12 protein-coding genes are annotated in these 12,873 nt (G+C 42.4%); all 12 read left to right on the forward strand.

Annotated elements, in window-relative coordinates:
* Positions 1 to 58: 58 nt before the first annotated feature.
* The 12 genes from purE to DFR63_RS07965 all read left to right on the forward strand — a co-directional run bounded on the left by purE (position 59) and on the right by DFR63_RS07965 (position 12,858).
* Positions 59 to 541 (forward strand): 5-(carboxyamino)imidazole ribonucleotide mutase, encoded by a 483-nt coding sequence (gene purE / locus DFR63_RS07910; RefSeq protein ID WP_115885405.1) that lies wholly within the window; start codon positions 59 to 61, stop codon positions 539 to 541.
* The gene (gene purK, locus DFR63_RS07915) at positions 528 to 1,649 is read left to right on the forward strand and encodes a 5-(carboxyamino)imidazole ribonucleotide synthase (protein ID WP_115885406.1); all 1,122 of its coding nucleotides are present in this window, start codon (positions 528 to 530) and stop codon (positions 1,647 to 1,649) included. Before purE ends, purK begins: the two co-directional genes overlap by 14 nt.
* 5 nt (positions 1,650 to 1,654) lie before the next feature.
* Positions 1,655 to 2,356 (forward strand): phosphoribosylaminoimidazolesuccinocarboxamide synthase, encoded by a 702-nt coding sequence (gene purC, locus DFR63_RS07920; RefSeq protein WP_115885407.1) that lies wholly within the window; start codon positions 1,655 to 1,657, stop codon positions 2,354 to 2,356.
* Position 2,357: 1 nt separating this feature from the next.
* Complete coding sequence (purS, locus tag DFR63_RS07925; protein ID WP_115885408.1) at positions 2,358 to 2,615, forward strand: phosphoribosylformylglycinamidine synthase subunit PurS; 258 nt, start codon at positions 2,358 to 2,360, stop codon at positions 2,613 to 2,615.
* A complete protein-coding gene (gene purQ / locus DFR63_RS07930) occupies positions 2,616 to 3,278 on the forward strand; it encodes a phosphoribosylformylglycinamidine synthase subunit PurQ (RefSeq protein WP_115885409.1) in 663 nt (220 codons plus the stop codon).
* Between the two features lies 1 nt (position 3,279).
* Positions 3,280 to 5,457 (forward strand): phosphoribosylformylglycinamidine synthase subunit PurL, encoded by a 2,178-nt coding sequence (gene purL / locus DFR63_RS07935; protein WP_115885410.1) that lies wholly within the window; start codon positions 3,280 to 3,282, stop codon positions 5,455 to 5,457.
* Positions 5,436 to 6,854, forward strand: a complete 1,419-nt coding sequence (gene purF, locus DFR63_RS07940) for an amidophosphoribosyltransferase (protein WP_115885411.1) — start codon at positions 5,436 to 5,438, stop codon at positions 6,852 to 6,854. The genes purL and purF overlap by 22 nt, the downstream gene beginning before the upstream one ends.
* 2 nt (positions 6,855 to 6,856) lie before the next feature.
* Entirely contained in the window at positions 6,857 to 7,879 is a 1,023-nt protein-coding gene (gene purM / locus DFR63_RS07945; protein ID WP_115885412.1) for a phosphoribosylformylglycinamidine cyclo-ligase, read from the forward strand.
* A complete protein-coding gene (purN, locus tag DFR63_RS07950) occupies positions 7,869 to 8,438 on the forward strand; it encodes a phosphoribosylglycinamide formyltransferase (RefSeq protein WP_115885413.1) in 570 nt (189 codons plus the stop codon). The genes purM and purN overlap by 11 nt, the downstream gene beginning before the upstream one ends.
* Before the next feature lie 2 nt (positions 8,439 to 8,440).
* Positions 8,441 to 9,916: a bifunctional phosphoribosylaminoimidazolecarboxamide formyltransferase/IMP cyclohydrolase gene (gene purH / locus DFR63_RS07955; RefSeq protein WP_115885414.1), complete on the forward strand. Its 1,476-nt coding sequence runs from the start codon at positions 8,441 to 8,443 to the stop codon at positions 9,914 to 9,916.
* A 19-nt stretch (positions 9,917 to 9,935) separates the two neighbouring features.
* Complete coding sequence (gene purD / locus DFR63_RS07960; protein WP_115885415.1) at positions 9,936 to 11,186, forward strand: phosphoribosylamine--glycine ligase; 1,251 nt, start codon at positions 9,936 to 9,938, stop codon at positions 11,184 to 11,186.
* A 100-nt stretch (positions 11,187 to 11,286) separates the two neighbouring features.
* Positions 11,287 to 12,858, forward strand: coding sequence for a glutathione ABC transporter substrate-binding protein (locus tag DFR63_RS07965; protein ID WP_115885416.1), 1,572 nt, complete (start codon positions 11,287 to 11,289; stop codon positions 12,856 to 12,858).
* The last annotated feature ends 15 nt before the right edge of the window (positions 12,859 to 12,873 follow it).

Consider the following 12,873-nt stretch of genomic DNA (forward strand, 5'->3'; position numbering starts at 1 on the left):
TACGCACATTATAATTAATATTATAAATAATGTTCGTCAAAATAGGAGTGCATACAACATGACAGTAGGTATTATTATGGGCAGTTCTTCGGACTGGTCCACTATGAAACACAGTGCTGAAATGCTGGATTATTTCGGAATAAGCTATGAGACAAAAGTAGTCAGTGCTCACCGTACACCGGAGATGATGGTTGAATATGCCAAAAACGCAACGTCAGAAGGCATCGATATTATCATTGCAGGCGCAGGCGGTGCTGCACATCTGCCGGGAATGATTGCATCTTTAACAAATGCACCTGTAATTGGTGTACCTATCGAATCTAAATCTTTAAAAGGCATGGATTCCTTATTGTCCATCGTTCAGATGCCGGGAGGGATTCCGGTTGCCACACAGGCTATCGGTATTCCCGGTGCTAAAAATGCCGGACTCCTTGCAGCAAGAATGATTGGAATATCAGATCAAGCAGTTTTTGAGAAGCTGTTTGAATATACGAAAAGTCTCGAAAAGAAAGTTGAGGATATGCAAAATGACCTTAAGTAGACGATTATATCCGGCAGCTGTAATTGGTATTATCGGCGGCGGACAGCTTGGAAAAATGCTCGCACAAAGTGCCCAGCGCATGGGTTACAAAGTTGCAGTGCTCGATCCGTCAGCAGATGCTCCGGCACGTTCTGTATGCCATACTTTTATCCACGCTGATTTCAGCGATGAAGAAGCATTGATTAAATTAAGTGACATGTCAGACGTTGTCACATACGAATTTGAAAATATTGATGCACATATTTTAAGAAAACTCGTCTCTGACTATTACGTGCCTCAGGGTGCAGAAACAGTACTTACTTTGCAAAACCGCACGACTGAGAAAAATGCAATTAAAGAGTCGGGTGCGAGTATAGTGCCATTTGAAAATATTTCATCTGAAGCAGATGTCAAAGCATTTGCTGAAATACATTCATATCCGTTAATTGTGAAGACGACAACAGGCGGCTACGATGGCAAAGGCCAGTATTATATCAGTTCAGAACAGGAACTATTAAATGAAAATATACCATTTGAAGATACAGCATTTATCGTTGAAAAATATATAGATTTATCGAGAGAAGTATCATTGACTGCAGCACGGAGTGCAAGTGGAGAGATAATTTATTTCCCGCTGCAGGAAAACCTTCACCGCAATCAGGTTTTATACCGGACAATTGCACCGGCTAGAGTCGATTATTTTGAAAAGGCGAAAGCTGAAGCTGATAAAATTATGAAAGAGATGCTGTTCGTCGGCGTATTTACAATCGAATTCTTTATAGATCAGGACGGGGAATTGTACGTAAATGAAATTGCTCCGCGTCCTCATAATTCAGCACATTACACAATTGAGGCATGTAACATCAGCCAATTCGATGCACATATACTAAGCGTGACAGACCAGCCATTGCCGGAAGTTTATCAGCACAAAGATGCAATCATGATGAACCTTCTCGGTGAAGACTTGGACCGACTGGACTTTGAATTGTTTGATTATTCCGAATGGAATGTTCATTTGTACGGTAAATCAGACCGCAAACCGGCAAGGAAAATGGGACATGTAACAGTTTTAACCGATGATGTAGAAGCGGAGTTAGTGCGTTTAAAAACAAGCTTTGAGAAGGAGTGAGAAGAATGACTTTATTATACGAGGGCAAGGCGAAAAGTGTATACGAAACTGATGATAAAAATGTACTTTCTATTGAATACAAAGATGAAGTTACTGCGGGTAACGGAGAAAAGCATGACTTTATTCCAGGTAAAGGGCATTTAAACAATATTATTTCAGCTGCTCTTTTTGAAAGACTCCATGCTTTTGGCATCCCTTCCCACTTTATAGCAAAGACCGGGGAAGCGAGTCAGCTTGTAAAAAGAGTCGATATCATTCCGCTTGAAGTCGTTGTCAGAAATACTGCGGCAGGAAATATTGTAAAACGTTTAGGTGTCACGGAGGGGGAAGTGTTTGAAACACCGTTAGTCGAGTTTTACTTAAAGGAAGACTCGCTAAACGATCCCATTGTAACTGAGGATCATATTAAGCTTCTCGGTCATGGCACTGATTCCAATGTTGCAGAGCTGAAAGAAAAAGCACTCGCAGTTAACGAAGTCCTTACAGGAATTATGAATAAGATGAATTTGACACTTGTTGATTTTAAAATTGAATTTGGTAGAGATGTCGAAGGCAATATACTGCTTGCTGATGAAATTTCGCCTGACACTTGCCGCTTGTGGGACAAAGATACCAATGAAAACTTTGATAAAGACGTTTATCGTAACGATACAGGGTCACTAATTGATACGTATAATAAATTTTATAATAAGCTGGAGGGAATTTAAGATGAAGAAAATTGAATTAATCGTAACATTGCAGGAACAGGTTTTAGATACTCAGGGAGAAGCATTGGACAGGGCGGTAGCAGAACTTGGACACAATGAAGTATCTAATATTAGAGTAGGTAAAGTATTGTATTTCGATATTGCAGAGAATGATAATGAAAAGATTGAGAATATTGTCAAACAGCTTGCTGAGAGATTGTTTACAAATACAGTAATTGAAACTTACGAATATAAAATTTTAGATAGGGAGACATTTTAAATGAAGTTTGCAGTTATTCGTTTTCCAGGGTCAAACTGTGACCGTGATCTATACAATGCAGCGATTAAAAGTGGTGCAGAAGCGGACTATGTGGATTATCGCGAAACCTCTTTGGATAATTATGACGGTGTTCTGATTCCGGGTGGCTTTTCATTTGGAGATTACTTGCGCTCCGGAGCTATGGCGAGTGTTGCACCAGTTACGGCTGCAATAAAAAAATTGGCTGACGAAGGCAGACCGGTCCTGGGTATTTGCAATGGATTTCAAATTTTAACTGAAATTGGTTTGCTGCCGGGAGCACTCATACATAATGACAGTCATACATTCATTTCCCGCAATGAGTCTTTAAAGATTGTCAACAATCAAACAGCGTTTACAGACCAGTATGAACATAATGAAAATGTGATTTTCCCTATTGCACATGGTGAAGGACATTACTATTGTTCTGATGAGACATATGAAATATTAGTGAAAAATAATCAAATTGTTTTAACTTATAATAATAATCCAAACGGTTCCAGAAATGATATTGCAGGAATTGTTAATGAAGCCGGCAATGTTTGTGGTATGATGCCGCACCCTGAACGTGCATTAGAAACTTTATTAGGCAGTGAAGATGGTTATAGAATTTTTGATAGTATCGCTAAGTGGGGGGACAAATAAAATGAGATTCATTGAGCCTACGGCACAGGACATAAAAGAACAGAAATTATATAAGGAAATGGGTTTGACGGATACTGAGTATCAAAAAGTTATCGATATTTTATCAAGAGAGCCTAACTATACTGAACTGGGTATATTTTCAGTAATGTGGAGTGAACACTGTTCATATAAACATTCTAAAACATTTTTAAAACAATTCCCGACAACTGGCGAGCATGTTTTAATGGGGCCCGGCGAAGGGGCTGGGGTTGTTGACATTGGAGATAATCAAGCTGTTGTCTTTAAAGTAGAATCACATAACCACCCTTCGGCAGTAGAACCTTATCAAGGTGCAGCGACGGGAGTAGGCGGAATTATTCGCGATATAGTATCAATCGGGGCACGCCCAATCGGCTTGTTAAATTCACTTCGTTTTGGTGAACTTACAACTGCCAACAATCGAAGATTATTACGCGGTGTTGTAAGCGGGATTGGCGGTTACGGTAATTGTATCGGTATACCAACAGTTTCAGGGGAAGTTGAATTCGATTCATCATATGACGGAAATCCATTAGTAAATGCAATGTGTGTTGGAATTATCGAGCATGATAAGATTCAAAAAGGAACTGCTCAAGGTACCGGTAATAAAGTAATTTATGTGGGACTGAAGACCGGACGTGACGGTATCCACGGTGCCACGTTTGCATCTGAAGAACTAAGTGAAGAATCAGATGCTAAACGGCCATCTGTGCAAATTGGTGATCCATTCACAGGTAAAAAATTAATGGAAGCGACTCTTGAAGCGATAGACATGCCGGAACTTGTAGGCATTCAGGATATGGGAGCTGCCGGTTTAACATCGTCAAGTTCTGAAATGGCAGCTAAAGGAAACTCCGGTATGACGCTGTATCTTGACAAGGTTCCTGTGCGTGAAGAAGGTATTTCACCATATGAAATGATGTTATCTGAAACTCAGGAAAGAATGCTGCTCGTTGTTGAAAATGGATCTGAAGATAAGTTCCTGGAACTATTCGATGCTAAAGAACTAGATTCTGCTGTTATTGGCGAAGTAACTGATAATGACCGTTTGCTGCTTTATTTTGAAAATGAGCTGTATGCAGATATTCCTGTGATGCCTTTATCAGAAGAAGCACCAGAGTACATTTTAGAAGAACAAGAAGCTGACAAGGATGAAGCGCGCGAAGATTATTCAAATGAAGATCTGGAAAATGTTTTTATACAGTTAATCAGTCATCCAACGCACGGCGATAAGTCATTTATCTTTGATCAGTATGACAGCCAGGTAGGTGCGAATACTGTAAAAGAATCAGGTTTCGGTTCAGGAGTAACCCGGGTAGAAGGTACTGATAAAGCAATATCGATGGCAATCGACGGCAAGAGCCGATACGTCTATGCAGACCCTTATAATGGTGGGAAAGAGGTAGTTGCTCAAACATTCCGAAGTATTATTGCAACAGGCGCAACACCGCTGGCAATGACTGATTGTTTAAATTACGGTTCCCCGGAAAATCCAATTATATATAATCAGTTGAGCGAATCAACTAAAGGTATGGCGGAAGCATGCTTAGCGTTATCAACACCAGTAGTGTCGGGGAATGTCAGTTTATATAACGAAAATAGAGAAGGATCAATACTGCCAACACCAGTAGTTGGGATGGTAGGTTTAATAGATGATGTAAACTTTATGAAAAGCTCTAAAGTAAGTGAAGGCGATGCACTGTATCTTGTGGGTGAATTAACACCATCATTTTCCGGCAGTCAAATTGAAAAAATATTGGAAAATAGAATACGCAAAACAGTTCGTAATATTGATTTGGAACTTGAATATAAGCGTGGAATCAGTTTACAGAGGAAATTAGTTAACGGTGAAATTAATAAAATTTCACCACTTGGACGTGGCGGATTAATTACTAAACTTGCTCAGCTTGCTGGTTATTTCAACCTTGGTATTGATGTAAACGTAGATGTCCGCAAAGATCTGCTTTTCTCTGAAGGTGCATCTAATTACCTAGTTGTTGCAGAGAGCGGCATGGATATAGAAGATGCTGTAGAAATTGGAAAATTATCTGGTGATAAATTCAGCGTGAAGACAAAAGACTTTGAGCTGATACAATCGTTAATTGAAATTAAAGCGCATTGGGAAGGGGCAATCCCGTCATGTATGAATTACGTGGATTGAATGAAGAATGCGGTGTGTTTGCAATTTGGGGGCACAGCGAAGCAAGTAAACTGACATATATGGCGCTTCACAGTTTACAGCACCGGGGACAGGAAGGGGCTGGAATTGTAGCATCAAACGGTGAATATTTATTCGGAGCCCGGGGGATAGGGCTTTTAAATGAAGCACTAACCAAAACACAGCTGGAATCACTGAATCCTTTTTGGCAGGCAATTGGTCACGTAAGATATGCAACGACTGGCGGCAGTGAATTATCTAACGTGCAGCCATTTTTATTTAAAAGTCATACAGGAGATTTAGGACTGGCACATAATGGAAACCTGGTAAATGCATTGCAAATTAGACGTGCATTAGAAGATGACGGTGCGATTTTCCAGACGACATCCGACTCGGAAGTTTTTGCACATCTGCTAAGACGTGCCAAAGGACCGACGAGAAAGGCAAGAATTAAAACAACACTTCAACAGCTTAAAGGCGCGTTCGCCTTTGTAATTTTGCACGAAGATGCATTGACCGTAGCGCTTGATGATCACGGTGTCCGCCCCTTGATGCTCGGTTCGCTAGACGGTGCATACTGCGTAGCCAGCGAAACGTGCGCCTTTACCGCAATTGGTGCAGAGTACATCCGTGATATTGAACCGGGGGAACTCATTACAATAAGCGACGAGGGTATTGATTTTGATCGTTATACAGATTTCGAAAACCCGAATATGTGCTCTATGGAATACATTTATTTTGCACGTGCAGATTCAGAGTTCCGCGGCACGTCAACATACACAATTCGTAAAGCGCTCGGTGAAGAACTGGCTAAAGAAATGGATATTAAAGCAGATATGGTTATCGGCGTGCCGGATTCAAGTCTCGCTGCGGCTAAAGGGTTCAGCGATGAATCAGGAATTCCCGGCGAACAGGGGTTGTTAAAAAACCGTTATGTCGGAAGAACATTTATCGCCTCGGGACAGGAAGCGCGTGAACGCGCAGTCCGGATGAAATTGTCTCCCGTCAGAGATATAGTTGAAGGTAAGAGCGTCATTGTTATCGACGATTCCATTGTGCGGGGGACGACGAGTAAATTTATCGTCAAAGCTTTGAAAAAAGCGGGTGCTAAAGAAGTGCATATGGGGGTGTCATCACCGCCACTTAAAAATCCATGCTATTACGGTATCGATGTATCGACGCATGCGGAAATTATTGCCTCATCGAAATCAACTGAAGAGGTGCGGGAAGAAATTGGTGCAGATTCATTAACTTATTTATCCGTAGAAAAAATGCATGAAGTATATGAAAAATACGGTTCACGCGGACAGTGTGATGCGTGCTTTACAGGGAATTATCCGATTGAAAATACTGATGGCTTGCTGCCGCAGGAAAAAGATGCGAAAACGAAAGGAGTATAACCATGTCTGAACAATATAAAAAAGCCGGTGTCGATATTAATGCCGGATATGAAGCGGTCGAACAGATGAAAGGACATGTAAAACGCACTATGCGTCCCGAAGTTATCGGCGGTCTTGGAGGTTTCGGCGCAGCATTTGATTTGTCACAGTTAAAGATGATCTCCCCTGTACTTGTGTCGGGTACTGACGGTGTCGGCACGAAACTGAAGCTCGCCATCGATTATAACCGTCACGATACGATCGGCATCGATGCTGTTGCAATGTGTGTAAACGACATTATTACGACCGGCGCAGAACCGTTATATTTCCTTGATTATATTGCTGTTAACAAGGTGGTTCCTGAACATATCGGAGAGATTGTTAAAGGGGTATCGGAAGGCTGTGTGCAGTCTGAATGCGCGCTGATAGGCGGGGAAACTGCCGAGATGGGAGAAATGTACGGCGAAGGTGAATATGATATTGCGGGGTTTGCTGTCGGTGCAGTTGAGAAAGATCAGTATATCGACGGAACATCTGTTCAAGCCGGCGATAAAATTATCGGTCTCGCTTCAAGCGGCATTCATTCAAACGGCTACAGCCTGGTCCGTAAAATTATTGCAGATAATCAAATTGATGTGACTGCAGAGCTGGATGGCGACAAGCTGCTTGATCTGCTCCTTGAACCGACGCGTATTTACGCGCAGGAAGTTAAAGCATTAAAAGGCAAAGTAACGATAAAAGCGATGAGTCACATTACCGGCGGCGGTTTTATTGAAAATATTCCGAGAGCCTTGCCTGAAACACTGGGCGTGAGTCTCGACGTTACGAATATTGAAGTGCCGAAAGTACTCGCCTGGCTGCTCGAACAAAGCGGGATGAAACAGGAAGAAGCATATAATGTCTTCAACATGGGCATCGGCTTTATTATTGTCGTGCCAAAAGAAGAAGCGGATACGGCACTCGATATATTGAAAGACTTCAATTATACGAGCAGCGTGATTGGTGAAGTCACTGCTGAAGAGGGAATTAAAATAAATGGTCAGTAATGTTGCGGTATTTGCTTCCGGCGGCGGTTCTAATTTTGAAAACCTTGCTTTAAGAAGTAGAGAATCCGGATTTGATATTAAAGTGCTGATTGTTGACTCGCCGGATGTATTCGCACTTAAACGGGCAGAGAAATTAAATATACCTTCAATTATTATTGATCGCGGTGCTTATTCCAGCAAACGGGAATTTGAGACTGCCATCAGAGAAGCAGTTTCAGGTTTTAATATTGATTATATTGTGCTCGCCGGCTTTATGAGAATATTGTCGGCTGAGTTTATTAATGCATATAAAGACCGGATTATTAATCTGCATCCTTCGCTGCTGCCGTCATTTAAAGGCAGGAATGGTATAGAAGATGCCTACAATTACGGCGTAAAAGTAACCGGTGTGACAGTGCATTATGTCGATGCCGGGATTGATACCGGAAAAATTATTGAACAGAGTGCAGTTATAATAGAAGAAGATGACACACTTCAATCACTTGAAGATAAAATACATCAGGCAGAGTACGAATTATATCCTGAAGCTCTGAAGAAAGTACTGGATGGGAGAGTTTAACTATGAAAGCATTGCTGAGTGTATCAAACAAAACAGGCATAGAGAAATTTGCAGCGGGTCTCATTGAACAAGGCTATGAGCTGTATTCAACAGGCGGCACGTTTAAAGCTCTCGAGGATGCTGATATTGCTGTAAAGCAGGTCAGTGACTTAACGGATTTCAATGAAATTATGGACGGCCGTGTCAAAACACTGCACCCGGCAGTTCACGGCGGTATTTTAGCAGATCGTGACAATGCGGCGCATATGGAAGATCTTCGTAAAAATAATATAGAAACGATTGATCTTGTTGCTGTCAATCTGTATCCGTTTAAAGAAACAGTCAGAAAAGCGGATGTGACTGAAAGCGATGCAGTTGAAAACATCGATATCGGCGGTCCGACAATGCTTCGTGCAGCGGCGAAAAACTACAAACATGTTACGACAGTTGTGGACCCGTTTGATTACGAAGAAGTGCTGGAGCGTCTTAAAAATAATGAGCTTGATGAGGACTTCAGAAAACAGCTGATGATCAAAGTGTTCCGCCACACGAACGACTATGATCAGGCAATCGTAAACTTCTTTGCACAGAGCGAGAAGACTCTCCGTTACGGTGAGAACCCGCACCAGAGTGCAAAATACGTTAAAACGTCAGACGAGCAAAATACAATTCTCAACGCCAAGGTGCTCCACGGCAAAGAACTGAGCTACAACAATCTAAGGGATGCGGACAGCGCCTTCCAGCTGGCGAAGAAATTCGACCTGCCGGCGGCAGTTGCAGTTAAACATATGAACCCTTGCGGTGTCGGTACCGGCGATACGCTGGAAGATGCGTTTCAAAATGCATTCGATGCTGATAATCAGTCGATTTTCGGCGGTATCGTTGCGCTTAATAAAACAGTGAATGAAGCGGCAGCAGAAAAATTAAGCAAGGTGTTTTTAGAAGTAATTATTGCCCCGCATTTCTCAGAAGAAGCATTGAACATTTTAACGGCGAAAAAAAATATTCGTCTCCTGCAGGTTGATTTTACAGAAGATGCAGTGCAGGACGAATTTGTCAGCGTGTCGGGCGGCTACCTTGTACAATCGCGTGATACAGGGAAACTCGATAAAGATTCTCTTGAATATGTTACAGAACAGAAACCTGATGAAGACCAGCTGAGAGCATTGGCACTTGCCTGGGAAGTATCTAAACATGTGAAGTCGAATGCGGTTGTCCTCGCCAACAGTAAACAGACAGTCGGTATCGGCGCCGGTCAGATGAACCGTGTCGGCGCCCTGAAAATTGCAGCGGAACGAGCAATTGAGCTTGGAGACAATGTTGTTCTCGCAAGCGACGGGTTCTTCCCGATGCCGGATACAGTGGAAAATGCACACCGGTACGGAATAAAAGCAATAATCCAGCCCGGCGGTTCAAAACGCGATAATGAATCAATCGATTTTTGTAATGAGAACGGTATCGCAATGGTATTTACGGGAATGCGTCATTTCAAACATTAATACTGGGGGACGGAAATCAATGAATGTATTAGTAATTGGCGGCGGCGGACGGGAGCATGCTCTCGTGAAAGCTTTAAGCCGGTCAAAGCATACAAAAAACATACACGCAGTACCCGGCAACAGCAGTATAGAGAAATATGCTGACGTACACAGCGATATTAAAGATTCCGATATTGACCGGATTGTTGAACTGGCGAAAAAGGAGAACATTACATGGGCAGTTATCGGTCCTGAAGCCCCGCTTAATGAAGGTCTCGCTGATGCACTGGAAGCTGCGGGAGTGAAAGTGTTCGGACCGAGAAAGCTGGAAGCACAGCTCGAGTCTTCCAAAGCTTTTGCCAAAAAAATTATGTTTAAATACGACATCCCGACTGCAGCCTACCAGACATTTACGAATTTAATCGAAGCAGCAGAGTACGTTAAACAAGAAGGCGCACCGATAGTCATTAAAAAAGACGGTCTGGCTGCAGGCAAAGGTGTTGCTGTGGCAATGACTGAAAATGAAGCGCTCGATGCATTAAAAGAAATGTTTGCCGAAGGTGAAGATAATCCAGTTGTCATTGAAGAATTCCTTGAAGGTGAGGAGTTCAGCTTAATGGTGCTCGTAAACGGAGAGTACACATTGCCGTTCAATATTGTAGCCCAGGATCATAAACGGGCGTATGACGGAGATACGGGACCGAATACGGGAGGTATGGGTGCCTATGCGCCTGTAACTCATATTGGTTCTGATGTAATCAGGGAAGCTGTCAGCAAAATAGTTAAGCCGATGGCAGATGCAATGGTAAAAGAAGGACTGGATTACTTCGGTGTGATGTATCTCGGGGCTATTATTACTAAAGACGGTGTTAAAACAATTGAATTTAACGCACGATTCGGTGATCCGGAAGCTCAGGTGCTGCTGGGGCTTCTTGAATCGGATTTTATCGATGTGCTTGAAGCGGTCAGAAATAAAGAGTCTTACGAGCTGCAATTCAGCAGCGACTCTATGCTCGGTGTAATATTGGCATCGAAAGGTTACCCGAAAGATTATGTTAAGGGTGCTTCGGTTATTATTCCTGATGAGCTGGAAGATGAAATATTTAATAGCGGGCTGAATCATCTTAAAGACGACCGTTATGAAACTGCCGGCGGCAGAGTACTGCTTGTAACAGGACGCGGAAACACACTCGAAGAGGCTAAACAGACTGCATATAATAATACTAAAAAGATTGAATTTAATAATGATGCGTTATTTTATCGTAAAGATATTGGAGAACGCGGCGTATAAACAGGTGATTATTTCTCCTGTTTTTTATTTTAAAATTGTATGGTGTCTGCAACCAATTCATAGTATAATAATATGCATTAAGGAAATTGGAGGAAGAATGATGAAGAAATTATCAATGCTGTTAATGGCAGCATTTGTATTAATACTTGCTGCCTGCACGAGTGACAGTGACGTAGAAGAAGAAGTGGCGGAAACAGAAGGAGACTCTGGGAATGGGGAAGCAATTGATTTCAGTATTATGGCCCTGCCGAACTCACTTGACCCGCATGCGGCAAACGATGGTTACTCACTTTATGTGATGACTAATATTTACGAAACGCTTGTAAAATTAAATCAGGATTTGGAACTGGAGCCGGGGCTTGCTGAAAGTTATGAACAGATTTCAGATACAGCCTGGGAATTTAAACTTCGTGAAGGGATTAAATTCCATGACGGCAGTGACTTTAATGCAGAAGTGGTAAAAGCTAACCTTGACCGGGTGCGCGATGAGGAAGTTGCGTCACCATTGTCCTTCTTGTTTACTGAAATTTCGGAAGTGGAAATTATTGATGACTACACGGTTCAGATACATACAGACGAACCATTTGCAGCCTTGCCCGCTCACCTGGCGCATCCTGGCGGACATATGATTAGTAAAGAAGTCATCGATGCAGATTATGCTCAAATGGAAGAAGGCGGCAACCCGCTGACTGAAGTTAACCGTACACCGGTGGGGACAGGATTCTTTAAATTTGAAGAGATTAATGAAGGTGAACACATTACATTAACAAGAAACGAAGAGTACTGGGGAGAGCCTGCTAAACCTGAATCAATTACATTCAGAGCAGTACCGGAAGACCAGTCCCGTATTGCTGAGTTAACATCAGGCACAGCGGATATTATTTATCCGATGGATCCGAATGATGTTCAGCAGGTTGATGCAAACGAAGGCAGCGAAGTTCAGCAGCGCCCGAGTGCAAACATGACGTATTTAGGATTTAACACGGAAAAGGAACCATTTAATGATGAAAATGTCCGCCTGGCCATTGCCTCTGCAATCGATAAAAATGCGATTATCGAAAATATTTTAGTGGGCATTCACGAAGTTGCGGAAACACCGCTAAACCCGACAGTACATGGCTACAGTGAAAATTTAGAGCCAATTGAGTACGACCTTGATCAGGCAAAAGAATACCTTGCAGCAAGTGATTATCCGGAAGGATTTACAGCGGAAGTTGTACTGAATTCGAGAACACATCAGGACGTTGCAACGTATATGCAGGAAGTATTATCTGAAATCGGTGTGGACTTGGAAATTTCTCTAATGGAAGCGGGAGCATACCAGGAATATACAGCGAACGGGGACCATGAAATGTTTATGGGCGGCTGGGGAACAGTAACGCTCGATGCGGATTACGGCTTATACCCGATGTTCCATTCGGATAATATAGGCGCACCTGGAAACAGAACGAGATACTCCAATCCGGAAGTTGATGAATTACTGGATAATGCGCGTGTAGAAATGGATGAAGAAACACGTCTTCAGATGTACGAAGATGCACAGCAGATTATTATAGACGAGCAGCCGCTAATCCCGGTCTTCCATACGACACTATTAACAGGAATTAACTCTGACTTGGACGGCTACTACCAGTACCCGAGCAGTTTCCCTTATCTTAAAGACTTGGAATAGCATAGAAAATCCCTC

It is taken from the genome of Jeotgalicoccus halotolerans, from assembly GCF_003387165.1.
In the GTDB taxonomy this organism is placed as follows: Bacteria; Bacillota; Bacilli; order Staphylococcales; family Salinicoccaceae; genus Jeotgalicoccus; species Jeotgalicoccus halotolerans.

Coding starts and splice junctions, on each gene's coding strand:
- purE (WP_115885405.1), top strand. CDS start 59: ATGACAGTAGGTATTATTATGGGCAGTTCTTCGGACTGGTCCACTATG.
- purK (WP_115885406.1), top strand. CDS start 528: ATGACCTTAAGTAGACGATTATATCCGGCAGCTGTAATTGGTATTATC.
- purC (WP_115885407.1), top strand. CDS start 1,655: ATGACTTTATTATACGAGGGCAAGGCGAAAAGTGTATACGAAACTGAT.
- purS (WP_115885408.1), top strand. CDS start 2,358: ATGAAGAAAATTGAATTAATCGTAACATTGCAGGAACAGGTTTTAGAT.
- purQ (WP_115885409.1), top strand. CDS start 2,616: ATGAAGTTTGCAGTTATTCGTTTTCCAGGGTCAAACTGTGACCGTGAT.
- purL (WP_115885410.1), top strand. CDS start 3,280: ATGAGATTCATTGAGCCTACGGCACAGGACATAAAAGAACAGAAATTA.
- purF (WP_115885411.1), top strand. CDS start 5,436: ATGTATGAATTACGTGGATTGAATGAAGAATGCGGTGTGTTTGCAATT.
- purM (WP_115885412.1), top strand. CDS start 6,857: ATGTCTGAACAATATAAAAAAGCCGGTGTCGATATTAATGCCGGATAT.
- purN (WP_115885413.1), top strand. CDS start 7,869: ATGGTCAGTAATGTTGCGGTATTTGCTTCCGGCGGCGGTTCTAATTTT.
- purH (WP_115885414.1), top strand. CDS start 8,441: ATGAAAGCATTGCTGAGTGTATCAAACAAAACAGGCATAGAGAAATTT.
- purD (WP_115885415.1), top strand. CDS start 9,936: ATGAATGTATTAGTAATTGGCGGCGGCGGACGGGAGCATGCTCTCGTG.
- DFR63_RS07965 (WP_115885416.1), top strand. CDS start 11,287: ATGAAGAAATTATCAATGCTGTTAATGGCAGCATTTGTATTAATACTT.